General features: G+C 62.3%; 23 protein-coding genes. 8 read left to right on the top strand and 15 right to left on the bottom strand.

From position 1 onward, the window contains the following. The 3 genes from VF672_RS01240 to VF672_RS01250 form a co-directional block, all read right to left on the bottom strand. A partial coding sequence (locus VF672_RS01240) for an efflux transporter outer membrane subunit (RefSeq protein WP_331100563.1) occupies window positions 1-1,142 on the bottom strand: 1,142 nt, incomplete at its 3' end. Beyond that, window positions 1,126-2,292: an efflux RND transporter periplasmic adaptor subunit gene (locus tag VF672_RS01245; RefSeq protein ID WP_331100564.1), complete on the bottom strand. Its 1,167-nt coding sequence runs from the start codon at window positions 2,290-2,292 to the stop codon at window positions 1,126-1,128. The genes VF672_RS01240 and VF672_RS01245, both read right to left, overlap by 17 nt. Beyond that, on the bottom strand, window positions 2,282-5,524 hold the full coding sequence (locus tag VF672_RS01250) for an efflux RND transporter permease subunit (protein ID WP_331100565.1): 3,243 nt from the start codon (window positions 5,522-5,524) through the stop codon (window positions 2,282-2,284). Before VF672_RS01250 ends, VF672_RS01245 begins: the two co-directional genes overlap by 11 nt. 205 nt (window positions 5,525-5,729) lie before the next feature. Here VF672_RS01250 and VF672_RS01255 point away from each other — a divergent pair, with 205 nt between their 5' ends. The 3 genes from VF672_RS01255 to VF672_RS01265 all read left to right on the top strand — a co-directional run bounded on the left by VF672_RS01255 (window position 5,730) and on the right by VF672_RS01265 (window position 7,402). Beyond that, complete coding sequence (locus VF672_RS01255; protein WP_331100566.1) at window positions 5,730-6,140, top strand: hypothetical protein; 411 nt, start codon at window positions 5,730-5,732, stop codon at window positions 6,138-6,140. Between the two features lie 387 nt (window positions 6,141-6,527). Beyond that, window positions 6,528-7,247: a zeta toxin family protein gene (locus tag VF672_RS01260; RefSeq protein WP_331100568.1), complete on the top strand. Its 720-nt coding sequence runs from the start codon at window positions 6,528-6,530 to the stop codon at window positions 7,245-7,247. After that, complete coding sequence (locus VF672_RS01265; protein WP_166650578.1) at window positions 7,244-7,402, top strand: hypothetical protein; 159 nt, start codon at window positions 7,244-7,246, stop codon at window positions 7,400-7,402. Before VF672_RS01260 ends, VF672_RS01265 begins: the two co-directional genes overlap by 4 nt. 82 nt (window positions 7,403-7,484) lie before the next feature. Here the strand turns inward: VF672_RS01265 and VF672_RS01270 are convergent, their stop codons facing one another. The 3 genes from VF672_RS01270 to VF672_RS01280 all read right to left on the bottom strand — a co-directional run bounded on the left by VF672_RS01270 (window position 7,485) and on the right by VF672_RS01280 (window position 10,791). Continuing rightward, window positions 7,485-8,876, bottom strand: a complete 1,392-nt coding sequence (locus VF672_RS01270) for a HAMP domain-containing sensor histidine kinase (protein ID WP_331100573.1) — start codon at window positions 8,874-8,876, stop codon at window positions 7,485-7,487. After that, window positions 8,854-9,537, bottom strand: coding sequence for a response regulator transcription factor (locus VF672_RS01275; protein WP_331100575.1), 684 nt, complete (start codon window positions 9,535-9,537; stop codon window positions 8,854-8,856). The genes VF672_RS01270 and VF672_RS01275 overlap by 23 nt, the downstream gene beginning before the upstream one ends. Before the next feature lie 330 nt (window positions 9,538-9,867). Continuing rightward, entirely contained in the window at window positions 9,868-10,791 is a 924-nt protein-coding gene (locus VF672_RS01280; RefSeq protein ID WP_331100577.1) for a formate/nitrite transporter family protein, read from the bottom strand. 162 nt (window positions 10,792-10,953) lie between these two features. Between VF672_RS01280 and VF672_RS01285 the strand changes: the two genes are divergently transcribed. Next, window positions 10,954-11,439, top strand: coding sequence for a GNAT family N-acetyltransferase (locus VF672_RS01285; protein WP_331100579.1), 486 nt, complete (start codon window positions 10,954-10,956; stop codon window positions 11,437-11,439). A 158-nt stretch (window positions 11,440-11,597) separates the two neighbouring features. Here the strand turns inward: VF672_RS01285 and pncA are convergent, their stop codons facing one another. From pncA to VF672_RS01310, 5 genes are all read right to left on the bottom strand, one after another. Next, the gene (gene pncA / locus VF672_RS01290; RefSeq protein ID WP_331100581.1) at window positions 11,598-12,251 is read right to left on the bottom strand and encodes a bifunctional nicotinamidase/pyrazinamidase; all 654 of its coding nucleotides are present in this window, start codon (window positions 12,249-12,251) and stop codon (window positions 11,598-11,600) included. Between the two features lie 46 nt (window positions 12,252-12,297). Further along, window positions 12,298-13,263 carry a D-2-hydroxyacid dehydrogenase family protein gene (locus tag VF672_RS01295; protein WP_331100582.1) on the bottom strand — a complete coding sequence of 322 codons (966 nt, stop codon included), beginning with the start codon at window positions 13,261-13,263 and terminating at the stop codon, window positions 12,298-12,300. A 208-nt stretch (window positions 13,264-13,471) separates the two neighbouring features. Then, window positions 13,472-14,125, bottom strand: a complete 654-nt coding sequence (locus VF672_RS01300; protein ID WP_331100584.1) for a DUF1345 domain-containing protein — start codon at window positions 14,123-14,125, stop codon at window positions 13,472-13,474. A 169-nt stretch (window positions 14,126-14,294) separates the two neighbouring features. Continuing rightward, a complete protein-coding gene (gene gudD / locus VF672_RS01305; protein WP_331100586.1) occupies window positions 14,295-15,638 on the bottom strand; it encodes a glucarate dehydratase in 1,344 nt (447 codons plus the stop codon). A gap of 66 nt (window positions 15,639-15,704) precedes the next feature. After that, complete coding sequence (locus VF672_RS01310) at window positions 15,705-17,054, bottom strand: MFS transporter (RefSeq protein ID WP_331100588.1); 1,350 nt, start codon at window positions 17,052-17,054, stop codon at window positions 15,705-15,707. Between the two features lie 347 nt (window positions 17,055-17,401). Between VF672_RS01310 and VF672_RS01315 the strand changes: the two genes are divergently transcribed. Further along, a complete protein-coding gene (locus VF672_RS01315) occupies window positions 17,402-18,115 on the top strand; it encodes a FadR/GntR family transcriptional regulator (RefSeq protein WP_331100590.1) in 714 nt (237 codons plus the stop codon). A 344-nt stretch (window positions 18,116-18,459) separates the two neighbouring features. On the opposite strand, the gene VF672_RS01320 is transcribed toward VF672_RS01315, so the two are convergent. The 3 genes from VF672_RS01320 to VF672_RS01330 are packed head-to-tail and all read right to left on the bottom strand — an operon-like array spanning window position 18,460 to window position 20,199. Then, window positions 18,460-19,617, bottom strand: coding sequence for an alpha/beta fold hydrolase (locus VF672_RS01320; RefSeq protein WP_331100591.1), 1,158 nt, complete (start codon window positions 19,615-19,617; stop codon window positions 18,460-18,462). Between the two features lie 17 nt (window positions 19,618-19,634). Then, window positions 19,635-19,961: a helix-turn-helix transcriptional regulator gene (locus tag VF672_RS01325; RefSeq protein WP_331100593.1), complete on the bottom strand. Its 327-nt coding sequence runs from the start codon at window positions 19,959-19,961 to the stop codon at window positions 19,635-19,637. Then, entirely contained in the window at window positions 19,942-20,199 is a 258-nt protein-coding gene (locus VF672_RS01330; protein ID WP_331100595.1) for a type II toxin-antitoxin system RelE/ParE family toxin, read from the bottom strand. The genes VF672_RS01325 and VF672_RS01330 overlap by 20 nt, the downstream gene beginning before the upstream one ends. 169 nt (window positions 20,200-20,368) lie before the next feature. On the opposite strand from VF672_RS01330, the gene VF672_RS01335 reads away from it, so the two are divergent. Then, on the top strand, window positions 20,369-21,454 hold the full coding sequence (locus VF672_RS01335) for a sugar diacid recognition domain-containing protein (RefSeq protein WP_331100597.1): 1,086 nt from the start codon (window positions 20,369-20,371) through the stop codon (window positions 21,452-21,454). A gap of 132 nt (window positions 21,455-21,586) precedes the next feature. Next, on the top strand, window positions 21,587-22,765 hold the full coding sequence (locus VF672_RS01340) for a glycerate kinase (RefSeq protein ID WP_331100599.1): 1,179 nt from the start codon (window positions 21,587-21,589) through the stop codon (window positions 22,763-22,765). A gap of 139 nt (window positions 22,766-22,904) precedes the next feature. On the opposite strand, the gene VF672_RS01345 is transcribed toward VF672_RS01340, so the two are convergent. Next, the gene (locus VF672_RS01345; protein WP_331100601.1) at window positions 22,905-24,356 is read right to left on the bottom strand and encodes a mannose-1-phosphate guanylyltransferase/mannose-6-phosphate isomerase; all 1,452 of its coding nucleotides are present in this window, start codon (window positions 24,354-24,356) and stop codon (window positions 22,905-22,907) included. 431 nt (window positions 24,357-24,787) lie between these two features. Between VF672_RS01345 and yegS the strand changes: the two genes are divergently transcribed. Then, window positions 24,788-25,563, top strand: a 776-nt coding sequence (gene yegS, locus VF672_RS01350) for a lipid kinase YegS (protein ID WP_331100603.1), incomplete at its 3' end; no start/stop codon positions are given.

Here is a 25,563-nt window from a genome sequence, read left to right on the forward strand (position 1 = left end):
GCCTTGAGCACCTGGCTGTGGTAGTGCGCGGCGGCTTCTTCGAACTCGGCGTGGGCCTGACGTTCGTTCGCGCTGCGGCGGCCGCCGTCGAACACCGGCAGATTGATCAGCGGCCCCAGCGCCCAGTAACGATTGGCCGCAGCCAGCAGATTACCGCTGCCCTCGGTTTGCCCGCCCAGCAGGCCGGTCAGGCTGAAGTCCGGGTACCACGCCGCCTTGGCCACGCCAATGTTGGCGTTGGCGGCAAACACCCGACGTTCCGCAGCCGTGACATCGGGGCGTTGCTGCAACAGGCTGCCGGGCAAAGTGTGCGGGACATCGGGCAGTTTCAACGCCTGCGGGTTCGGTCGCAGGTGAACGTCGCCCGGCATCGTGCCCACCAGTTCGGCGATGGCGTGTTCGCCGAGGTCGCGCTGGGCGTTTACGTCATCGAGCTGCGCGTGAGCTTCGGCGAGCTGGCTTTGCGCACGGGTCAGGTCCAGTGCCGAGGCGATCTTGCCTTCGTAACGATCCTGGGTGAGTTGCAGGGCCTGGGTGTAATCGTCCAGCGAGGTTTGCAGGATCTGGCTTTGCGCGTCCAGCCCTCGCACTTGCACGTAGAGCGTCGCCAACTGGTGCTGAAGACTCAGGCGCGCGACCGCCAGATCGTCGGCACTCGCTTGCGCCTGGGCGTCGCCGGCCGCCACCTGATTGCGGATCTTGCCCCATACGTCAGGGTCGAAGTTCAGGCTGAAACCGGCGGTGTCGCTGCTGTAGATCGAGGGTTGCGTGCCACCGCGCAGGGGCCTGCGATCCGATTGCCGCTGGCGAACCGGGCTGAGGCTGGCGTCAACCTGGGGCATCAGCCCTGCATGCAGTTGGCCGGCGTAAGCCAGCGCGGCGTCGTAATGCGCCAGCGCAGCGGTCAGGTCCGGGTTGGCCTTGAGCAGTTGTTGCTGCAGGTCATCCAGTTGCGGGTCGGCGAACGATTGCCACCAGTCTGTTGGCAACGCATCGGCCGGCTGCGCGGGGTGCCAGGGGCCGGCGTCTTCGGCGAAATGCTCGGGCAGTGGCACCGCGGGCGTCTGATAAACCGGGGCCAGTGAACAGCCTTGCAGCGTCACGGCAATGGCCAGTGCCAGCGCTTCAAACCTTGTGCGCATGCTCACCTCCGGCGTCCGCCACCTGTACGGCATCGTTCTCGCGCAGGGCGTCGGGCGGGTTATCGACGACCTCGTCGGCCGGTTTTAGGCCCTGATCGATGACCAGCCGATCGCCCAGATCCATGGCGATGTGGATGTCACGCAGGTGCACATGGCCTGCGTTGTCGAGGGTGGCGACCTGCGTGCCTTTGGCGCGGAAGATCAGCGCGCTGGCCGGAATGCTCAGGCCAGCGCCATCGTTGCTCACCGGCAGCGTGGCGTCGGCGTAGTCGCCGGGCATCAGCGCGCCGTCCGGGTTGTCGGCGATGAACTGCGCCAGCAGCGTGCCGGAACGCGGATCGACCGCTGTGGAATCCCCCAGTAACGTGGCCGTCCAGGTCCGCCCCGGATGTTCGGGCACGCTCAGTTGCACATGCATGCCGGGGCGGATCACGCTGGCGTAGTTCTGCGGGACCGGCACATACAGCCGCAAGCGATGGGTGTCGGCGATACTGAACAGCGGGCGTACGCCGCCATCGTCGGCTTTGATCAACTGGCCGATATCGGTATTGCGCGCCGTGACCGTGCCGCTGAACGGCGCCCGGATCGTCTTGTAGTCCTCCAGCGCCGCCATCCGCTGGCAATCGGCCTCTGCCGCTTGCACGTCAGCGTTGGCGGCAATCGCGGCCGAGGCTTTTTCATCGACCTCCTGCTGCGACACCGAATGGGTACTCAGCAGGTGCTGCCAGCGCGCCGCCGTGGTCTGGGCGATTCTCGCGCTGGCGCGTTGCTGGGCCAGACGCGCACGGCTTTGCGCCAGTTGCTGATCCAGCTCCGGGCTTTCGATGTGGGCCAGCACCTGACCCGCTTGCACCGGGCTGCCAATGTCGGCGTCCCAGTCTTTCAGATAACCGCTGACCCGGGCGTTGATGGCGGCGTTGCTCCAGGCGTCGAGCCGCGCCGGCAGACGCAAGCTATTGCCCTCAGCGTTGCGGGACGGCGCGACGACGTTGACGATGGGCACTGCCTGGCGTTCGGTCCAGGCGCCGACGGCATGTGCCTGGCGAGTGCGCGCGGCCAGACCGTTGGCGACCAGCAGCGCCGCCAGGGTCAGGCCGCCAATGCCGATTAACATCAGGCGTTTGCGCGAAGGGGCGCGTTCAGACGACATGGGGTGTTTCTCCATCAAGGGCAATCGCGTGGGGGGCCGCAGGCCGGGGTTGAGCGTGGCGGTGCACGAGGCTGAACACGACCGGCACGAACAGCAGCGTCGCGGCGGTGGCGAGTATCAGCCCGCCAATCACCGCACGCCCCAGCGGCGCGTTTTGTTCCTGGGAAATCGCCAACGGCAGCATGCCGATGATCATCGCCAGCGCGGTCATGCACACCGGCCGAAAGCGCGTATAACCCGCTTCCAGCGCCGCGAGCAGGGCGTCGCCGTGTTCGGCCAGACGCTCGCGGCAGAAGCTCACCACCAGAATCGAGTTGGCGGTGGCCACGCCCATGCATAGGATCGCGCCGGTCAATGCCGGGACCGACAACGACGTGCCGCTGAGAAACAGCATCCAGACGATCCCGGCCAGGGCGGCGGGCAGGGCGGTGATGATCACGAACGGGTCAACCCATGACTGAAAGTTGACCACGATGAGCAGGTAGATCAACACCACGGCGCCCAGCAGTCCCAGGCTCAGCCCGCTGAAGGCTTCATGCAGGGCGTCGATCTGGCCGTGCAGGCTGACCGTCGCGCCTTTGGGGCGCAGGGCTGCACTGTCGTCGATGACCTTCTGGATGTCCGCCGCCACGCCGCCAAGGTCGCGGCCCTGCACGTTGGCGAACAGGTCCAGGGTCGGCTGGATGTTGTAGTGGGTGACCACTGCCGGGCTGTCGACACGGGTGATGCTCGCCAGGCCGCCGAGGATCTGCGACTGGCCGTCACTGCCGGTAATCGGCAGGGCTTCAAGGCTTGGCAGGCTGTCGAGTCGGTACTGAGGCGTTGCTGCCACCACCGAATACGAGACGCCGTTTTTCGGGTTCAGCCAGTAGGTCGGTGCCACTTGCGAGGTACCGGCCAGCGACGCGCCGAGGCTGGTTGTCACGTCTTTTTCGGTGATACCCAACTGCTTGGCCCGCAGCCGATCCACGTTCACCTGCAACGACGGGTACCCGGTGGATTGCTGAATGCGCAGGTCCGCGATGCCCGGCACGTGCTGCAAACGGCGCTGCAAGGCCAGCGCGTAGGCGCGGTTGGCGTCGCCATCGGGGCCTGAAATTTTCAGGTCCAGGGGCGCGGGCGCGCCGAAGTTGAGGATCTGGCTGCTGATGTCGGCGGGCATGAAAGCGAACTGGCTGCTGGGAAAGCTTTGCGGCAGTGCTTCGCGCAGGCGCTTGATGTAATCGGCCGTCGGCGCGTGATCCGCCTTGAGGGTGACCTGAATATCACCATCCTGCGGCCCGATGGTGCCGCTGCTGCTGTAGGCCATATCGATGCCGCTCAGGGGGATGCCGATGTTGTCGATCACGGTGTCGAGTTCACCGGCCGGGATGATCTCGCGGATGCGTTGCTCGATGCGGTCAAAGGCGGCCGCGCTTTCCTCGATGCGCGTGCCCAGCGGCAAGCGCACGTGCATCGACAGCGCGCCCGCGTCGGTGGCCGGGAAGAAGTCTTCGCCCAGGCTCGGCAGCAGCGCAAAGCTGGCCAGCACGCAGGCCAGAAAACCGATCAGAAAAGCCCTGCGCCGCTTCAACGCCAGGCCGAGCAGGCCGTGGTAAGTGTCCCGGATGGACGAGAAACGTGCTTCAAAGCCCTGCTGAAAGCGCAGCGCGCCGCGCAGGATCAAGTTGCGTTGGCGACCATGCCGGTCGCCTTCGTGGTGGTTGATGAACGGGTCTTGCGGGTGACTCCCCGGGCCACTTTCCAGGGCGTGGGGTTTGAGCAAAAACATCGCCAGCGTCGGCACCAGGGTGCGCGACAGCAGAAACGAGCTGGCCATGGCGAAGATCACCGCCAGCGCCATCGGCCGGAACAGGTAGCCGGCGATCCCTTGCAGCATGAACATCGGCACGAAGACGATGCAGATGCACAGCAGCGAGACGAACGCGGGGCCGACGATCTGCCGCGCACCGTCCATGATCGCCTCCTTGACCGCTTTGCCCTGTTCCAGGTGCCAGTTGATGTTCTCGATGGTCACGGTCGCGTCATCGACCAGTATCCCCACGGCCAGGGCGAGGCCGCCGAGGGTCATGACGTTCAGGGTTTGACCGCTGACGGCGAGCAGCGCGAGGGCCGAGAGCACGGCCAGCGGAATCGACGCGGCGATGATCAGCGTCGAGCGCCAGCTGCCGAGAAACAGCAGGATCATCACGCTGGTCAGCAGGGCGGCGATGATGCCTTCGCGGGCAACGCTGCCCACGGACGCTTTCACGAACACCGAGGCGTCGCCCAGCAGCGAGGTCTTTAACGCTGGCGGCAGGGTTTCGTTGATCAGCGGCAGCATGTTGCGGATGTTGTCGACAATCGACAGGGTCGAGATATTGCCGTTCTTCAGCGCCGGCATCAGCACGGCGCGGCGGCCGTCGACCCGCACGATGTTGGTCTGCGGCGGCGAACCGTCGCGCACGTGGGCGACCTGGCCGATGGTGATCAGCGCGCCGTCCACGGTTTTGATCGGCAGGTCATTGAGCGCGTCGATGGCCGTCGGGCTGTTGTTGAGCAACACGGTGTATTCATCGCTGCCCATCTTCGCCGTGCCCACCGGAATGATCTGATTACCCGCCGCCAGCGCGTTGCCCACGTCCTGTGCCGACAGGCCTTTGGCGGCCAGCGCCTGAGGGTCGAGGTCCAGGGTGATCTGCCGCTGCTTGCCGCCCATGGGCGTCGGCATCGCCAGCCCCGGCACGGCGCTGAGGGGCAGGCGCACGCTGTTCTGCACCAGATCGCGAATCTTTGCCTCCGACAGCGTCGGGCTGGAAAAGGCCATCTGCAGAATCGGCACGGTGGAGGCGCTGTAGTTGAGGATCAGCGGCGGGGTAATGCCGGCAGGCATCTGCTTCAGCACGGTCTGCGACACCGCCGTGACTTGCGCGTTGGCGGTGCGGATATCAACGCCCGGCTGAAAGAAGATCTTGACGATGCCCATGCCCGGCAGTGATTGCGACTCGATGTGCTCGATGTCGTTTACCGTGGTGCTCAATGAGCGCTCGTAGGTGTAGATCACCCGACCGGCCATGGCGTCCGGCGCCAGCCCGGCGTATTGCCAGACCACGGCGACCACCGGAATGCCGATATCCGGAAACACATCGGTGGGCGTCTTCACCGCCGCCATCGGCCCGACAATACAGATGAAAATCGCCAACACGATAAACGTGTACGGCTTTAGCAATGCAGTCCTGACCAGCCCAAGCATGCTGCAAACCTCCCATTTCGAATGGGCGCAGTCTTGGGCCAAGTACCTAACACGCCGCTTTCAGCCGGATGAACAAATCGTTAGTCCGGCGAGCAGGTGGCTTTCATGGTGGATTCATTTGTTGTTCATCCGCAGCGGACGCACCCTGCGCACTTCGAAATTCACCCTGCACCACAGGGATTTTTTCAACTGCCGAGGTCGCGCCATGAAAGCCACATCGTTAATGCTGGTCCCGCTGTTCAGCCTCGTCGCGGTGCTCTCCGCCTGCGCCGGTCCCATGCCCAAAGCCGACCCGGGCGAGGCGTGGATCAGCCTGCAGGAAGAGCCCGCCGACGTGCTGATGGCCGAAAACCTGGACGGCAAGCGCCTGAATGACGGCCGCTTCTTCGAAGTCAAACCCGGCGCCCACACCCTGGACGTCAACCTGATCGTCGAGCGCAACGGCGACGACGGTGAGATGAACTGCGAGACGGGTATCCAGTACAACCAGTTCCAGGCGGGCGGGCATTACACGCTGGTGGAGTCCAGCCTGGGCGAGGAATACCGCGTGAAACTCGAAGATGCGAAAGGTAAAGCGCTGGGGCATAGCGTGGACTTCACGTGTATGCCTGGGTGATGGTAAGACTGTTTGTTTGGAATGTGGCGAGATCACCATCTCCCGGCCCTCCACGGTAGGAGCGGGCTTGTTCCTGCGGATGTGCCAGTGACGGAGGTGGTATGCCCGACGCATGGCTTACTGTAGGAGCCGGCTTGCTGGCGAAAACGGAGTGCCAGTCACGTTGATGGCGACGGTTGAATCCGGTTCGCCAGCAAGCCGGCTCCTACAGAGTGGTGGCGTTGCCAATAACCGTTGTTCGTCCAGACATCGCATCCCTGATGCAGCACTGTGAATGCTCGCCAGCGCATCCTGTTTCGTTTTGTGACGTCGGATAGGCGCCGTCCAGGCGCCCGCGGATACTGCGCGGCACTGGATGGTCGTGACTTCATAAAAGGATGGGTGACTGTGGATGCGGATGATCGACGGATTTCAGAAGAGGCTGTGGTGTTTGCCAAGGCGAACAGGAAGGAGATCGCGAGGAGGCTGACGGATCCTTTGGTTTATGCGCCCGATGACTGTCCCGTTTCAATCTTCATGGCGGGATCGCCGGGCGCAGGAAAGACCGAGACATCACTTGAATTCATAAGCAGTTTCGAGTCTTGTACCGTACGGATTGACCCTGATCTTCTCAGGGCAGAGATTCCCATGTACACAGGCGGAAATGCCTACCTGTTTCAACATGCCGTTTCAGTGCTGGTGGAGAAACTTCAAGATCAGGCACTGAAGCAAAAGCAGTCGTTCCTGCTGGATGGGACGTCAGCGAATTTCGATATCGTTTCGCGAAACATCCGTAGGTCCGTTGGGCGCGGAAGATTTGTGCTCATCATTTACGTGTATCAGGACCCGGCATTGGCCTGGAAATTCGTCAGCGCCAGAGAACAGGTCGAGGGTCGCAACATCCCGCTAAGCGAATTCGTCAGGCAGTACTTCAGCGCCAGGGATGCAGTCAACCGCCTCAAAACCGAATTTGGTCATGCGGTCACCGTTGATGTGCTTCTCAAAAATGACAGCGGCGGTACTCGCATGTACCACGAAGATGTTCAGTGTGTTGACGATCATATCCGCGAAAACTACGATCCGACGTCACTACCAGGGATGCTAAACACACGCGAGGGACTGAAATGAATTCGTCTGACAAGCCTTTACCAAAACTCAAAAGGACACTTTCCGACTTCGTCCGCAACGCCACCTTCGAGGAGAAGGAACGCGTTTATCTGGAGGTTATGGAGAAAGCCTGGGCGCGGCAGGAAAAGATCATCGAGCAAGCCCGGAAGATGTAATGCCCCAATAGACAAAGCCGCCCTTGAGGCGGCTTTGTCGTATTTGACTGACCTGAAGCTTGAAGCTTGCAGCTTGCAACCTTCACCCCAACGCCAGCACCCGTCGGCACTCCAGCACCAGACTGGCACCGCCGGACGGGCTGCTGCCTATGCGCAGTTTGAAACCGTGCAGGTTGACGATCGCGGCCACGATGGACAATCCCAGGCCGAAACCGCTTTGCGGGCTGTTGTTCTCGCTGCGGTAGAAGCGCTTGAAGACGGCCTCGCGCTCGGCGTCAGGAATCCCGGGGCCGGTGTCCTGGACCTCGATGAAGGTGGTGTCACCTTCGGCGCGGGCGATGAGCAGTACGTGCCCGCCCGGCGGGGTGAATTTGATCGAGTTGCTCAGCAGGTTAGACAGTGCCTCGAACAGCAGCGCCCGATCACCCACCAGCGGCGGCAGGTGCTCGGCGACCTTCAGCTGCAGCGAGACGCGGCCTTCTTCTGCCAGCGGCAGGTAGAAATCGTGCAGCTCTTGCAGTAGCGGCTGCGGATCAAGCTGACCGAATGCCGAGCGACGCTGGTGATCCTCCAGCTCGGAAATCCGCAGCAGCCCCCTGAAGCGCGCCATCAAGGTGTCGGCGTCGGCGATCACCTGGGCCATCTGCTCACCCAGCGCCGAGTCTTCCGGCGACTGCTGCTGAATCCGGTAGAGCTGGGCGCGCAGCCGGGTGAGCGGGGTGCGCAGGTCGTGAGCGATGTTGTCGCAGACGCCTTTGACCTCGTTCATCAAGCGCTCGATGCGGTCGAGCATGGCGTTCACGATGTCAGCAAGCATGTCCAGCTCGTCGCGACGGTCCGACACCGGCAGGCGTCGGGCCAGGTCGCCGGTGACGATCGCTTCGGCGCTGGCCTGAATCGCGCGGATGCGTTGCAGTGGCCGGCGTCCCAGCAAGTGCCAGCCGGCAATGCCGGGGATAATCGTCAGCGAAATACCCCACAACAGCGCACGCAGGATCAACGTCGTCACCGCGAACAGCGAACCGTTGTCGCGCACCAGCACCAGCCAGCGATCGTCCAGCGTATGAATCGCCACGGCGTCGCAGCCAGAGCTGGGCAGGTCCGGGTCATCGGAATCGATGCAGGTGTCCAGCTCCTGGATGGCGCCGGTCAGCTTGAGGCCGTCGGGGATGCTCTGGATCGGGCCGCTGATGGGCTTGAGGTCTTTGTCGAACAGGCCGTAGGCATCGACCGAGCGCATGTCGAATTTGTCGCTGGTGCGCAACGCGTCGTCCAGTTGCGCGCCTTGAAAACGCGAGAACAATTGCTGGCGCTGCATCAGCGAGTGGCGGGCGAGGGTGTTGAGGTAACTGGTGACTTCCCAGTACAGCACCCCCATCAGGATGCTGCTCCAGGCTACAAACAGGAAACTGTACAGCGCCAGCAGCCGGCTGCTGGAGGAGCGCCAGCCCTTAGACGGGTTCGGCAATGACATAACCTGAGCCTCGAACGGTACGTATCAGCGGCGTCAGGGTAGGGGGATCGATTTTCTTGCGCAAGCGACCGATGTGCACATCAATCAGGTTGGTGCCGGGGTCGAAGTGATAACCCCAGACTTCTTCGAAAATCATCATGCGGGTGATGATCTGGCCGCTGTTGCGCATCAGAAATTCCAGCAGCTTGTATTCGGTCGGCAGCAGGTTCAGGGGCTGTCCGGCGCGGCTGGCTTCGCGGGTGATCAGGTTGAGCTCGAGGTCGGCGACCTTGAGCATGGTTTCCGCCTGGGTCCCCGGATTGCGGCGGCGCAGCAAGACTTCGACCCGCGCGGCCATTTCGTCGGAAGCGAAAGGTTTGGACAGGTAATCGTCCCCACCGGCGCGCAACCCGCGCACGCGTTCATCCACATCGGACAGCGCGCTGATCATCAGGATCGGCGTGGCAATGCCCAGGGCGCGCATGGTGGTGACGATGGCCAGTCCGTCGACTTCCGGGAGCATGCGGTCCAGGGTGATCAGGTCGTAATCGCCACTGACCGCGCGCACGAGGCCCTCGCGACCGTTGTCGACCCAGTCCACTTGCAAACCGTGGCTGCTCAGTTCGGCGACGATTTCCTTGGCGGTGACGGCGTCGTCTTCGATTGTCAGAATTCGCGTCATGTCAGGTCAGGACCACGTGGGAGGACAGAAGCCTGCATTTTGCCTTTAAACGGCATCGGGATTTCTTAAAAATAATTTAAGAACGGCAGGATGACGTATTTGATGCTAGCCGCGAAGCCGAACGAAGAGGTGGATACTTCTGCGAGATCTCCCGAGGATGGGGGCCGCCTTCGTGAGCAAGCTCACTCCCACAAGGTCAGACTGAGGCTGAGGGGGGACCTGTGGGAGCGAGCTTGCTCGCGAATGCATTCAGTCAGGCGACCATGGTTTGTCTGGTCGGACGCTTCGCGAGCAAGGTGGAGCGCCACCCCGGTCACTCCTACAGGTGCTTCACACGCCTTTGCGATCGGATTCAGCTTTGGGCTCACGCAGCTCTTGCTTCAGCTTTTCGTCCAGCGCTTTCTGCTTGCCTTTCTTGTCCGGCGTTTCGCCTTCGCTGCGGATCTGCGCATGGCTGATCAACGCGAAAATGAAGCTGCCACCGATGATGTTACCGGCCAGGGTCGGGCCGGCGAAGATCAGCCAGAAGTCTTTCCACGGCAGCTCGCCGGCAAACACCAGATACGACACTTCGGCCGAGCCGACCACGATGTGGGTGAAGTCCCCCAGCGCCATCAGGTAGGTGATCATCACGATGATGCCGATCTTCGCGGTTTCCATGGACGGAATCATCCACACCATGGTGGCGATCATCCAGCCGGAGATAATGCCCTTGGCGAACATCTGCCCGCTGTCGTTCCCCATCACCTTGCGGCCGATTTCAAGGAAAGCGTGGTCGGTCTTGGCGTCGAAGATCGGCAAGTGCAGCATGACGTAGGCCACCAGCAGCGTGCCGCACAGGTTACCCACCAGCACCACGGTCCACAGCCGGAACAACCGGCCGAAGTTATTCAGCGTCGGCTTGCTCATCACCGGCAATACGGCGGTCAGGGTGTTTTCGGTGAACAATTGCTGGCGCGCGAGAATCACCGCCAGAAACCCTGCGCTATAGCCGAGGCTGGCGATGACTTTGAAGCCTTCGCCATCGGGCAGCCGCGAGTTCAACAAACCCATCGCCATTAATGAAAGGCCCATGGTCAGCCCCGCCGCCAGGGCCGACCAGAACAGCGCGGCGACGTTGCGCTCCAGCTCCTGATCGCCCTGCATGCGGATCGTTTCGTGAAGGACGGCGGCACGGGGCGGCTGGTTTTCGTCGATCTCGCGTTCTTCTTCCGGCGTCAGGCCCGGGGTCTTGCCGTCTGGTTCGTGTTCCATGGCGATCCTTTGGATGGGTCGATGTGCTTCGAGGGGGTATTCAGGGGTAGGCGGCGATTCATTCTCATGCGCTTGCTGCGCCGGGCTGATGGTTCAGACACAATCCGTTACCCGTCGTTCGCCAATGGCGGCGGCCTTTTCACTGACCCGGGAGAACCTCCTTTGACCCTTCATATTCGCGACGCCACGCGTGCTGACGCCGGCATCATTCTGGGCTTCATCACCGAGCTTGCGATCTACGAAAAAGCCGAACACGAGGTCAAGGCCAGCGTCGCCGCCATCGAGCGCAGCCTGTTCGACGAAGACTCGCCGGCCAAGGCGCTGATCTGCCTGCTGGACGGCCAGCCCGTTGGTTTCGCCGTGTACTTCCTCAGCTATTCCACCTGGCTGGGCCGCAAGGGCCTGTACCTTGAAGATTTGTACGTGTCCGCCGCGCAGCGTGGTGTCGGAGCCGGCAAGAAGTTGTTGCGCCATCTGGCCCGGATCGCCCACGACAGCGGCTGCGGTCGTCTGGAATGGAGCGTGCTGGACTGGAACCAGCCGGCGATCGACTTCTACCAGTCCATCGGCGCCGAGCCGCAGGACGAGTGGGTGCGCTACCGGATGGAGGGGGAGGGGTTGAAGCGCTTCGCCTTGGGGCAGGATTGAAGCGCTTTACGCTTGCTGCAGCGTCGAACGTTGCGGGCCCATAGCGCCGTTTACGCACTGTAGAAGCCGGCTTGCTGGCGAATGCGTCCCGACACATGCGACGACGGCGGCTGACACACTGCCATTCGCCAGCAAGCCGGCTCCTACAGAGACACTGATTATTGCGTCAGATCTGCGCTGTCAATCCGGTTGACGCCCGCCGTTGCCATGTCACTCCAGGCCTGGTCCAGCGAGCCGTTCAGATCGATGGCCTTGCAGGCGTCGGCGATCACCCACGTAGTGAAACCCGCCGCCCGGGCGTCCAGCGCGGTCCATGCCACGCAGTAGTCCAGCGCCAGGCCGACCACGAACACGCTGTCGATGCCGCGCTCGGTCAGGTAACCGGCCAGCCCGGTGCGCGTCGTGCGGTCGGCTTCGACGAACGCCGAATAGCTGTCGATGCCGGCGTTGCAGCCTTTGCGCAGCACCAGCTGCGCATGAGCGATGTCCAGATCGGCGTGCAACGCCGCACCGTGGCTGCCTTGGACGCAGTGATCGGGCCACAGCGTCTGCGCGCCGTAGGGCAGGGTGACACTGTCAAACGGCGCGCGCCCGACATGGCTCGATGCGAAGGACACGTGCCCGGCCGGGTGCCAGTCCTGGGCCATGATCACCGTGCGAAACTGCTTGCCGAGGCGGTTGATCAGCGGCACCAACGCATCGCCCTCGGCCACGGCGAGCGCGCCGCCGGGCATGAAGTCGTACTGCATGTCGATCACCAGTAGCGCGGCACGCGGGTCGGCGGGCAATCGGGAAAGCGGCGTAGTGATCATCTGAGTCCTTGATGCAGTGGGTCTTGGGGCCATGAGGGCGGATCGCTCAGGCAAACACCCGGATCGGGGCCCCGGCGTGCCAAGCCTGAATATCCTCGATCATCTGGCTGAAGAACATCCGGTAGTTGTTCTCTGTGACGTAGCCCACATGGGGCGTGGCCAGCACGTTGGGCAGCGTGCGAAACGGATGATCCGCCGGCAACGGCTCGACGCTGTAAACGTCCAGCGCGGCGCCTGCGATTTTATTCTGCTTGAGCGCGTTGATCAGCGCGTCTTCGTCGACGATCGGCCCGCGCGCGGTGTTCACCAGATACGCCGTCGGCTTCATCCGGTTCAGCGAATCGGCGTCGACCAGCCCGCGGCTGCGCTCGCTGAGCACCAGGTTGACCGAGACCACGTCCGATTGCTCGAACAGCGTCTGTTTGCTGACATACGTGACGCCATGCTCGGCCGCGCGTTCCGCCGTGAGGTTCTCGCTCCAGGCGATCACGTTCATGTCGAAGGCCTTGCCGTAGCGGGCGATCTTCTGCCCGATGCTGCCCAGCCCAACGATGCCCAGAGTTTTGCCGTACAAGTCGGTGCCCAGGCCGATCTGCCAGCCACCCGCGCGCAGCGAGTTGGCCTCGTCCACCAGGTTGCGCGTGACGCCCATGATCAGCGCCCAGGTCAGTTCCGGCGCCGCGTACTTGTAGCTGTCGGTACCGACCACCGTGATGCCCAGCCGCGCGGTGGCCTTGAGGTCCAGCGCCGCGTTGCGCATGCCGCCGGTGACCAGCAGTTTCAGGTTCGGCAGTTGACTGAGCAGGGCGTCATCAAAAATCGTGCGCTCGCGCATCACGCAGATGATCTGGAAGTCCTTGAGGCGGGCAACCATGGCCTCGTTATCCGCCGGGTAGTCATGCAGAAAAGTGACCTCGCCGATCGGCTTCAGCACAGCCCAGTCCACCACGTTTTCGGCGACCGATTGCCAGTCGTCGAGCACGGCAATCTTTAACCCGGAATTCTGAATCATCAAGCGAGGCCTCGTTTAGCTGCGATGTTTGATTTTGTGGCGCTCACAGTACGCTTGAGTGGTTCACTCTGGAACCCCGCACCCGTGCTGCAAGCGCCTCGATCTGTAGGAGCCGGCTTGCTGGCGAACGCGTCAGGTCAGAGGCGAAAATGTCGGATGACAGGGTGGGTTCGCCAGCAAGCCGGCTCCTATACGTGCGCCAACCCTTTCAATTAAATAATCCCGCCGCGATGTTGATCGAAAATCCCAGAATAGACGTGTTGAAGACAAACCCGATCAACGACTGCGCCAGCACCACCTTGCGCAGGCCGCGGGTAGCGACGCCGACATCGGAGGTCTGCACAGCGACGCTCAAGGTGAAGGAGAAGTACAAAAAGTCCCAGTAGTCCGGGTTCTCCTCGCCATCGGCAAAGCGCAGCGCCGGCTTCTCGCCGCCCCAGGTGTAGAACACCCGGGCGTAATGCAGGCTGAAGACGACGCCGATGAGCAACCACGAGCCGATGATGGTGAAGCCTGTGAAGGCGTAATGCATCGCCTTGTCGGCATCCTTCATCTCCTGAATGCCGGCAAGTTCCAGGATGATCGCCGCCAGGCTGGCGATGGCCGCCACGCACACGACGAACAGCACCACGCCGGCGTTCTCGTCCTCGATTTCCGCGACGCGGCGTACGTCCTGGGCGCTGGATTTGAAGGTGCGGCGCATGATCATCGCCATGTAGAGCCAGCCGGCAACGTTCCACCCGATCAGGCATTTGCTGATCACTGAAATGTCGGGGGCAATGAACACGCTGGCGATACCGGCGGCGACGCCCACAAGGGTGGCAATGGTCAGGCGAGGGTGGGTCTTGGCAAGGCGGGACATGGAGGACTTCACGGCACGGAGATGCGCGAACAGTAGCACGCGGCCGCTACAGGGGATGATGAAGAAAAACGGCGCGCAAGGGGTTACGCGCCGGTCGCCATTTGGCAGTTAACGTGGACCTGTGGCCATCCTGTCCAAGAGCAGGCCTGGCCGGCTTGAAACAGTGAACTCAGCGGACCAGACACGGCTGCTTGTTGTTGAAGGTCCAGTTAGGCACCAGGAACTGCATCGCAACGCTGTCATCACGGGCGCCCAGCCCCATGCCTTTGTACAGTTCGTGCGCTTTGGCGACCTGATCCATGTCGATCTCCACGCCCAGACCCGGCTTCTTCGGCACCTGCACGCTGCCGCCAATGATCTGCAGCGGCGCCTTGGTCAGGCGCTGGCCGTCCTGCCAGATCCAGTGGGTGTCGATGGCGGTGATGTTGCCCGGCGCAGCGGCGGCCGCGTGGGTGAACATCGCCAGGGAAATATCGAAGTGGTTGTTGGAGTGCGAGCCCCAGGTCAGGCCCCATTCGTTGCACATCTGCGCCACACGCACCGAACCCTGCATCGTCCAGAAGTGCGGATCGGCGAGGGGGATGTCCACCGATTGCAGCTGGATGGCGTGGCCCATTTCCCGCCAGTCGGTGGCGATCATGTTGGTGGCCGTGCGCAGGCCGGTGGCACGGCGGAATTCAGCCATGACTTCGCGGCCCGAATAACCGTTCTCGGCACCACACGGGTCTTCGGCGTAGGCCAGCACCTTGTGCTGATCACGGCACAGACGCACCGCTTCTTTCAGCGACCAGGCACCGTTGGGGTCGAGGGTAATGCGCGCTTTCGGGAAGCGTTCGGCCAGCGCGGTGACCGCTTCGATTTCCGCATCGCCGCTGAGCACGCCGCCCTTGAGCTTGAAGTCTTCGAACCCGTACTGCGCATAAGCCGCTTCGGCCAGACGAACGACGGCTTCCGGTGTCAGCGCTTCTTCGTGGCGAACCCGGAACCAGGCGTTCTCCGTCTCTGTTTCGGTGCGGTAAGGCAGGTTGGTTTTCTTCTGGTCACCGACGTAGAACAGGTAGCCGAGCATTTTCACTTCGTCACGCTGCTGGCCTTCGCCGAGCAACGCAGCGACCGGCACTTCGAGGTGCTGACCGAGCAAATCCAGCACCGCCGCTTCGATACCGGTGACCGCATGGATGGTGATGCGCAGGTCGAAGGTCTGCAGCCCGCGACCGCCCGCATCGCGCTCGGCGAAGGTACGGCGCACGTCGTTGAGGATTTTCTGGTAGTTGCCAATGCTGCTGCCGACCACCAGCGAACGAGCGTCTTCCAGGGTCTGGCGGATCTTCTCGCCGCCCGGAATTTCGCCCACGCCGGTGTGCCCGGCGTTGTCCTTGAGAATGACGATGTTGCGGGTGAAGTACGGGCCGTGGGCGCCGCTGAGGTTGAGGAGCATGTCGTCATGGCCGGCCACCGGGATGATCTGCATCTCGGTGATAACGGGGGTGCTGCCGGAAGTCTGTGAAGTCATGGCTAAATCCTTGGTAATACCTGGCGCGACGCGCGCGCCGTCTTGACGGGGTTCAGAGCACATCGCTCAGGAATGGCTGGGCGTCACGTCGGCCTTGGCGACCGGCAGCGAGCCGGGTTTAGGCGTCGTGCGCACGGTGAACACCAGAATCGCGGCGATGATCGAGGTCGCAGTCAGGCCGTACAGGCCGCCCTGGATCGAGCCGGTCTGTTGTTCGAGAATGCCGAACGTGGTCGGCGCAACGAAGCCGCCCAGGTTGCCCACCGAGTTGATCAATGCGATCACGCCGGCCGCGATTCGCGCATCCAGATAGCCCTGCGGGATCGGCCAGAACAGCGACGATGCGGATTTGAAGCCCATCGCCGCGAAGCAGATGGCAATGAACGCGAACACCGGACCGCCCGTGGTCGACATGAACATCCCCGCCGCAGCGATCAGCAGGGCCACCGCGACCCACGCCTGCTGGTGTTTCCACTTCGCCGACAGCGCAGCGAACCCGTACATGCAGACGATGGCGATGAACCAGGGGATGGAATTGAACATGCCCACCTGGAAATCGGTCAGATCGCCCATTTTCTTGATGATGCTGGGTAGCCAGAACGTGGCCGCGTAAATCGTCAACTGGATGAAGAAATACATCAGGCAGAACAGAATGATCTGCGGGTCCTTCAGGAGCTTGCCGATGGACAGCTTGGCCGGATTGGCCGCTTCGCGGGCCCGCTGCTCGGCATCGATCGCACCGACCAGCGCGTCTTTCTCGGCCTCGGTCAGCCATTTCGCATCATGGGGCTTGGAGTCCAGCCAGAACCAGACGAAGAAGCACAGGCCGACCGAGAACATGCCTTCGATGAAATACATCCACTGCCAGCCATGGAAGCCCAACCCTTCGATTTGCAACAGCAGGCCGGAGAGCGGGCCGGAGATCAGCGACGCGAACGCCGAGCCGCTGAGGAAGATGGCGATGGCCTTGCCACGCTCGGCCCCAGGCAACCAGCGGGTGAAGTAGTAGATAACGCCCGGGAAGAAACCGGCTTCAGCCACACCCAGCAGGAAGCGCAGGATGTAAAAGTGGGTCTCGGTCTGAATGAACGCCATGCCCGCAGCCACCAGGCCCCAGGTCAGCATGATCCGGGTCAGCCAGATGCGCGCGCCGACTTTTTGCAGGAGGATGTTGGAGGGGACTTCAAACATCGCGTACGCGATGAAGAACAGGCCGGCACCGAAGCCGTAAGCGGCGGCGCCGATACCCAGGTCATGTTCCATGTGACTACGCACGAAACCGATGTTGACCCGGTCGATGTAGTTGACGATGAACATGATGACGAACAGCGGCAGGATGTGTCGTTTGACTTTCGAGACCGCCGACTGCAAGACGGAATCGGTGGCGTCATCCGCCCGTGATGAGGATGTGTTCACTCTGGTAACTCCCACTGATTATTTTTATGCGGGTAATTAAGCAAGCTGTGTGTGACAAGGTGTGTGCCCTGTTGCCCCAGTCATCATACAAGTAATGATGCCCTTGGCAACCGTATTGCGGGGGTTGCGAGAAGTATTTTGTCGGCTTAGGCTTGCCTGTCTGACAAGTTGAACGAGTGGCTGACGAACGTTCTCCACCGTTCAAATAAGGGGCTTCAGGGCCGTTCGTGGATGAGTTTATTGCGCTTGCACCACGCCGCATTTGGAAGGCACCACCTCAGGAAAATACAAGTGGACGGCGGTCATGGTGACTGTCGTCTGGTTTACCGCTTATAGGACAACTGCCCGTGAACACAGTCAGCCCCTTGCCGCCCAAGCGACGTCAGCACAGCCTGGCGACTGATCTGGTGACCGCCCTCAGTCAGCGGATTCTCATGGGGACGATTGCCCCCGGTGCCAAGTTGCCTTCGGAAAGCGAGATCGTCCGCGAGCACGGCGTCAGCCGCACGGTCGTGCGCGAGGCGATTTCAAAACTGCAGGCGTCCGGGCTGGTCGAGACCCATCAGGGTAAAGGCACCTACGTGCTGGCGCGCTCGGAGCAGAGCGTGCTGCACCTGAAAGTCGAAACCGCGTTCAGCGTGCGGCATATCATCGAATTGCGCATGGGTCTGGAAACCCAGGCCGTCGCCCTGGCAGCGCAGCGCCGGACCCAGGAGCAACTGGTGGCGATGCGCGCGGCGCTGGACGATTATCAGGACCTGCTGGTCAAGGAAGACAGCTGCGTTGAAGCGGACCGGCGCTTTCATTTGCTGATCGCCGAGGCCACCGGCAACCCGTATTTCGTGGAGATCCTGCAGAACCTCGGCAACGCCGTCATCCCCCGCAGCCGCATCGCGACCAGCGAGCGGGCCGGAGCAAGCCTCACGCACAGTGCCTACCTGGCGAACCTGGAACACGAAGCCATCCTCGCCGCCATCCGCCGCCAGGACCCCGACGCCGCCCGCGCCGCCATGTGGACCCATCTGAGCAATAGTCGAGAGCGTTTGGCGCCGGTGGAGTGATGGGTGCAGTGCTCAGACGGGCCTCTTCCCGGCTGAAGCCGGTCCCACTGGTGAATCGAGTGCAGCCAGGTGAGATTGGGTGCGGTCAAACAGTGGGACCGGCTTTAGCCGGGAATGCGTCGGGCGTCACACCGCAGAATCGAGGGTGCTCAGACTGGCCTCTTCCCGGCTGAAGCCGGTCCCACTGGAAAGCATCGCGTGCAGCCAGTGAGATTGGGTGCGGACTCGAATGTGGGACCGGCTTTAGCCGGGAATGCGTCAGGCGTCACACCGCAGAATCGAGGGTGCTCAGGCTGGCCTCTTCCCGGCTGAAGCTGGTCCCACTATGGATATGCGGTCAGCCGCTACTGTTTCGGCGGTGATTGCCCCAGAACCTCCATCATCACTCCGGACTGCCAATCGAAGTAGGGATTGAACGTCAGCCGCGCGAAGGCTTTGCCCGGTTCTCGATGTCCCCAATCCGAATACCACATCGGCTCGCCGTTCAGGCATTTCTGCATGTCGGCGGATTGCTGGCCGTTCCAGCAGATGGGCTGGCTGCCGTTCACGCCATACAGCGGATCGGTGGGGGAGAACAGCAGCCCCATGTGCGAGAACTGCGCGATGCGGTATTCGGGCAGGAAGTCGCTGCGCACCAGCACTCTCAGGTTCTTTTGTTGGGGTGCCGGGTCGTTGCCATACCAGATCAGTCGGCTGAGCGGGTTGGTGAAACGCGCATTGAAGGTGTCCAGCACGTAACCGGTATCAAGCACCGAGTCGTGCTCGGTGATGGCAACGAACACCGGTTTGTCGTAGACCGCTTTGTCGAGGTGTTTCTGCGCCAGCAGCGCGCTGCGGTAGAACTGCGCGAAACCATTGGTGGGCACGTTGAGATAGCGGACCGGCGTCTGCATGGGGCGCACGCCATCGTCCGGTTTCGCCAGCCAAGGGCGAAACCAGCCGATGTATTGGGTCAGCCAGGCGTAGGTGTTTTCAGGTTTGAACGCTGGGGAAAAGAGCACCAGGCCGGCGATATCCGGATGTTCGTACGCATAATCAAGCACCAGATTCGCCCCGGTCGAAAATCCGCCCAGGTAAACCGTCGGCACCTCTCGCTCAAGAATCTGCGTCTGTTCGCGCACCACTTGCTGCCACTGCTTGAGCGTCACAGTCAACATGTCCGCCGGCTTGCTGCCGTGCCCCGGCAGCAACACCGTGCGCACCAGAAAACCCTGCGCGGCGAGCGCCTCGCCGACGTCATTGAAGGACCAGGGCGAGTCACCGAGGCCATGGACCAGCAAAATACCCCGTGTCACGAGCCCCTTCGGCCGCCATTCATGTGGCGCATTCCACTCCATCTCCGCGGCATGGTCGGACGTCTGAAACGTCCGGTGCTCCTGCAACCATCTGACGGTCTGCTGGCGATACTCGGCAAAACTCGATTGCCCCAAGGGCGGCTCGGTAGACGCACAGGCCTGAAGGGTCAGGGCGCAGAGGAGGAGCGTCAGGCGGTGCAGGGCCAAATTGGGTTCTCGCGCGTTTAAATATCCAGTTGATCGGGACGAATCCCGAATGCCTGAGCGATTCTTTCTCGGGTCTGCTTGCGCGGACGCGCGACTGATTCCTGCTGGGCATACGCAGGTTGGGAGATACCGAGTCGTGCGGCAACATGTTCTTGCGTCAGATCCAGATACTCGCGCCACGCACGAATCGGCGTGAGGCCGTCGACCATCCGGCTGACCACTTCGTGGGGTATCAGATCGTCCACACCGTGCTCGCCGACGTAATCTTCATAGGGAATGACAACGAAGGCGGGCTTGCCGTCGGGACCGTTGATGATCTGGATGTTATGAGTAGGTGCGCTCATCGCGTTTTCTGACCTCCTGAACGCTGACAATTTTGACCCCGCCGTCCCAGTCGAATAGAACACGATAGTCGCCAACTCTTAAACGGTAGCCGTAGCTATGGCCAACGAGGGATTTTACGTGCGTAACGTCCGGCATCGAGTCCAGCTTGCTGACGGCATCCCTGATTTGTGCTTGGTGCAGGGTGTGAAGCTTCAACAGTTGTTTCACGGCTTTCCTTGTCCATGCAATTGTATTCATGCGTCCTTATAAGACTTTCATAAGTCTGGCGTGGATATTACTTATAGTTGAAATCCCATGCTAGCGGACAATCGCGCCGGGTCCTGTATTCAGGCAGACTCTCCCCACCACAAAAAACAAGACTTGATGTGTATGAATCCCCATTCCCTTCGCTACGTAGCCACTCCACATGTTCGCCCTTGACCATGCCCTCGCTCAGGACATTGTCGATCGGGCCATGGCGATTTTGCCGTGCAACGTCAATGTCATGGATTACCTGGGCATCATCATCGGCAGCGGCGAGGCGGAGCGTCTGAATACGCGGCATGAGGGCGCGCAGCTGGTCCTGGCCAACAGCCGCGTGGTGGAAATCGATTCGCACACTGCGCGCCAGCTGGACGGCGTGCGGCCCGGGGTGAACCTGCCCTTGATGCTGGATGGGAAACTGATCGGCGTGCTGGGCATCACCGGGGAGCCCGCTGACGTGCGGGTCTACGCAGAGCTGGTGAAGATGACTGCCGAGATGCTGATGGAGCACCGACGCCAGCAGGCCGATCAACAGTGGCGACATGAGCGCAGCGACGACGTGCTGTCGCGGCTGTTGCTCGGCGACAGCGCTGCGCACCTGGTCGCCGAGGCGGAACAGTTGGGTTTGCAGCCGCAGTTGCCGCGTCAGGCCGTGTTGCTTGAACTGCCCGAAGGCGCGACCTACGCCGGCGCGCTCGGCGCATGGTTGATGGGGCGCTATGCCCACAGCTGGTGCCTGCCGTGCGAGCCGGGGCTGATGTATTGGTGCCGCGCGATGGGCAGGGACCGCGACGACACTGTATTGCTCGAACTCGTGGATGAGCAGGGCTGGCCCGTGCAGCGCATGGCGACCGTCGAGCCTTCAGCGGACCTGCCCGCCTTGCGCGCCGCCTGCACCGCCGCCCGCGACCTGCTTGATTACGCACGCCATCTGCGGCCATCCCTCAGACTGCTACGCCTGGCGAATCACCGCGTGGCGCTGCTGTTCTGGCGCCATCGCCAGAACTGGCTGGTCGAGGGCATCGCCGAGCCGATCACACGCCTGCACGACAACACGCTGTTGCTCGGCACCCTGCGCGCCTGGTTCGACTACAGCGGCGAGAGCCAGGCATGCGCCGACGCCTTGGGCATTCATCGCAACAGCCTGCGCTACCGGCTTGAGAAAATCACCGAGCTGACCGGGTGCGATCCCTATCGAACCGAAGACCTGCTGCGTCTGTATCTGGGTGCGCAACTGGTGCCCAGATAACCGGCAGCGGCCTTTGTTCCGATGAACAATCCGCGGCGCCGCACGTTGTGCAGATGTCAGGCGGCAAATTCGCTTCACGGTGCGAAGATCAGGCCTAAACAACAAGATCGGACTTCCCACAAGGACAGCATCATGAAAATCGTCATCGCCCCTGACTCGTTCAAAGACAGCCTGAGCGCCCAAGACGTCGCCCGCGCCATTGCCGGCGGGTTGAGGGACGTCTGGCCTGATGCGCAACTGATCGAGTGCCCGATGGCGGATGGCGGGGAGGGCACCATTGAAGCGGTGCTTGCCGCCTGCGACGGCCAATGGATGAGTAATCAGGTCAGCGGGCCGCTGCATCAGCCGGGTCAGCCGGGGCAGCGGGTTGAGGCGCAGTGGGGCTGGCTGGCGCAGACGCGCACCGCAATCATCGAGATGGCCATGGCCAGCGGCTTGCAACTGCTGACGCTGGAGCAGCGCGACGCGACCATCACCAGCACGTTCGGCACCGGTGAGTTGATCAAGGCCGCGCTGGATGCCGGTGCCGAACGGGTGATTCTGGCCATCGGCGGCAGCGCGACCAATGATGCCGGCACCGGCATGCTGTCTGCCCTGGGCGCACGCTTTCTCGACCGTGACGGCCATCCCCTTGCCGCCGGTGGCCTCGCGTTGGCGCAACTGGCGCGAATCGACCTGACCGGGCTCGACCCGCGCCTCGACACCGTGCAGTTCGAGGTCGCCGCGGACGTTAACAATCCCCTGTGCGGCGAGCAGGGCGCTTCGCACATCTTTGGCCCGCAGAAGGGCGCGTCCGCCGAGCAGGTGCTGGCCCTGGACGCGGCGCTGCAACAATTCGCCGAACACTCGGCTCAGGCCCTGGGCCGGGACGAGAGCCACTACCCCGGCAGCGGGGCGGCGGGCGGCATGGGGTTCGCGGCCAAGGCCTACTTCAAGGCGTCGTTCCGTCCCGGTGTGGAGGTAGTCGCTGACCTGACCGGCCTGGACGAAGCGCTGGAAGGCGCAGATCTGGTGATTACTGGCGAAGGGCGCTTCGATGCCCAGACCCTGCGCGGCAAAACTCCGTTCGGCGTCGCCCGGATTGCGCAGCGCCAAAACGTACCGGTCATTGTGCTGGCCGGGACACTGGGTGAGGGCTACGCTGATCTGTATGCCCACGGCATCAGCGCCGCCTTCGCGGTGACCAGCGGGCCGATGACGCTGGCATTCGCCTGTGCCAACGCCGCCACGCTGCTGCACGACCGCGCCCGCGATCTGGCGCGGGTGTGGGCCCTCGCCAGCCGTCGCGGGCTCGTCAGCGTCAGCGCCTGATTCAGACATTAGTCGGCTGCATCAGCGGTGAAGGCGGTGCTTTTCAGTGGGACCGGCTTCAGCCGGGAAGGGGCCGGTTTTGACGCCATCTGTTCTGCGCACGCGACTGCGCAGCTTCAGCGGCGGACTTGGGCATCGCTTACACCTTCGCTGCCTCCGGCACCCGGCCGTACACGTCGGTGAAACGCACGATGTCGTCTTCACCCAGGTATTCGCCGCTTTGCACCTCAATCATCACCAGATCGATCACGCCCGGATTGACCAGTCGATGGGTATGGCCGGGTTTGATGAACGTCGATTCATTAGTGTCGAGCATGAACTCGTCATCGCCGTTGGTGACGCGGGCCATGCCGCTGACGACGATCCAGTGCTCGCTGCGGTGGTGGTGCATTTGCAGCGACAGGGACGCCTGCGGTTTGACCACGATGCGCTTGATCTTGAAGCGCTTGCCTTCTTCAAGCACCGTGTAGGTGCCCCACGGCCGTGTGACGGTGTTGTGCAACAGGTACGCCGGATGGCCCTGGCGCTTGAGTTCCTGGGCGATGACTTTGACCTCCTGACTGCGATCGGCGTCAGCGATCAACAAGGCGTCCGGGGTGTCGATGATGATCAGGTTGTCCAGACCCACCGCACCTACCAGGCGCTTCTTCGAATCGATGTAGCAGTTGGTCACGTCGTGCAATACGACCTGGCCGTTGCACTGGTTGCCGTTTTCATCCGCCGGTGCCAGCTCGCGAATGGCGCGCCACGACCCGATGTCGCTCCAGCCCATCTCGCACGGCACCACGGCGACCTTTTGCGAACGCTCCATCAGGGCGTAATCGATGGAAATATCCGGCGCCAGGGCGAACGTGGCGTTATCCAGTTCGATCTGCAATTCGTTCTGCCCTTCCTTGGCGTTGCATTGCGCCAGGCAATGGCGCACAGCGGCCAGCACGTCCGGCGCGTGAGTTTCCAGTTCGGCCAGCAGCACATCGACGCGCATGCAGAACATCCCGGCGTTCCACAAATGCAGCCCGCCCGCGAGATAGTCTTGCGCGGTGTTGGCGTCCGGTTTCTCAACGAAACGCGCGACTTGATAGGCCTCGCCGTTGAGCGCCTGGCCTTTTTCGATGTACCCAAAGCCGGTTTCGGCGCGCGAGGGAATCAGCCCGAACGTCACCAGCCAGCCCTCGTCGGCCAGCTTGCGTGCGCTCTGCACAGCCGCCTCAAAAGCAGCGCCGTCAGTGATCAACTGGTCGGCCGGCAGCACCAATAGCTGTGCTGCATCGCCATAGCGCGCCTGCACGTGCAGCGCCGCGGCGGCGATGGCCGGGGCCGTGTTACGGCCGAACGGCTCGAGCAAAAACTCCAGCCCCAGCTTGTTCTTGTTCAGCAGGCGGTAGTCATCGACGGTGCGAAAATACACTTCCCGATTGGTGACGGTGAGCACGCTCTCGACCCCCTCCAGATGGCTGGCGCGGTTGAAGGTCTTCTGCAGCAGGCTTTCGCCATCCGGAAGACGCATGAAAGGTTTGGGCATCGCCTCACGTGAAACAGGCCACAGCCGGGTGCCGGCGCCGCCAGCAATAATGCAGGGAATCAGTTGCATGTTCGTTTTCGCCTCTTCGATCCATGAATAAATGACCAGGCTGAAGCACACGCTCTTCCGCTAATAGTCAATTTAATGACTTTTGGCGAGATGATTGTTGAATTAGCCAATTATTTGTCGATTAAGCGCTTTCCGACGATGCTTTTCAAGAGGCTGTAACGAACAATTAACGCCTCTCGTCCCCTATTTTCGGGACTAGCGCTAGAAACGACGACACATTGAAAACGGCTGGGCAGCCTTAAGTCCCTAAGCTGCAAGGCTTTTTGCCACCACTCTGTGCACCAAGCTTCGGACGGGGTCATTTATCGAACCGATGGATGTGTGTTTCAGAAAGGTCGGCGGCTTAAAAGATTTTACCCCTGCCGGGCTTTTTTCGCGGCGCGTGCGGTCAACACATCACGCATCAACTCGTACACGCAAAAGGAAGGGATATGACAGCGCGCAGGGCATTACTGATTCTTCATGGCAAGCAGGCGCTCAACGAGGACGTCCGCGAGGCGGTGAAGCGCAAGCGCAACCATGGCTGGGAGTTGGACGTGCGGGTGACCTGGGAGGCGGGCGACGCCCAGCGCCTGGTGCATGAAGCGCTCGCTGCCGGTCATCGCCAGATCATCGCCGGTGGCGGCGACGGCACGCTGCGCGACGTGGCCGAGGCGCTGGCGCTGTCTGACAGCGACGCCAGCCTGGTGATCATGCCCCTGGGCACCGCCAACGATTTTGCCCGCTCGGCCGGTGTGCCGCTGGAACCCGATCAGGCCCTCGACCTGTTGGACGTACCGGCGCGCGCCGTGGACATGGGCGCGGTCGGCGGACAACTGTTCCTGAACATGGCCACGGGCGGATTTGGCAGCCAGGTCACCGCCAACACGTCCGAAGACCTGAAAAAGATCCTCGGCGGTGCAGCCTATCTGTTCACCGGGCTGACACGCTTCAGTGAGTTGAAGGCGGCGTACGGCGAGCTGAACGGTCCGGACTTCCACTGGAAAGGCGAGCTGCTGGCGCTGGGGATCGGCAACGGTCGTCAAGCCGGGGGCGGTCATCCGTTGTGCCCGGAAGCCCTCGCCGATGACGGGCTGCTGGACGTGAGCATTTTGCCGGCGCCTCAGGAAGTGGTCGGCACCTTGAGGAGCCTGCTTGAAGGCGGCCTGGGTCTGGACAACATGTTCGTCCGCGCGCGCTTGCCGTGGGTGGAGCTCAAATCGGCGCA

The sequence above is a fragment of the Pseudomonas sp. genome (assembly GCF_036387035.1).
In the GTDB taxonomy this organism is placed as follows: Bacteria; Pseudomonadota; Gammaproteobacteria; order Pseudomonadales; family Pseudomonadaceae; genus Aquipseudomonas.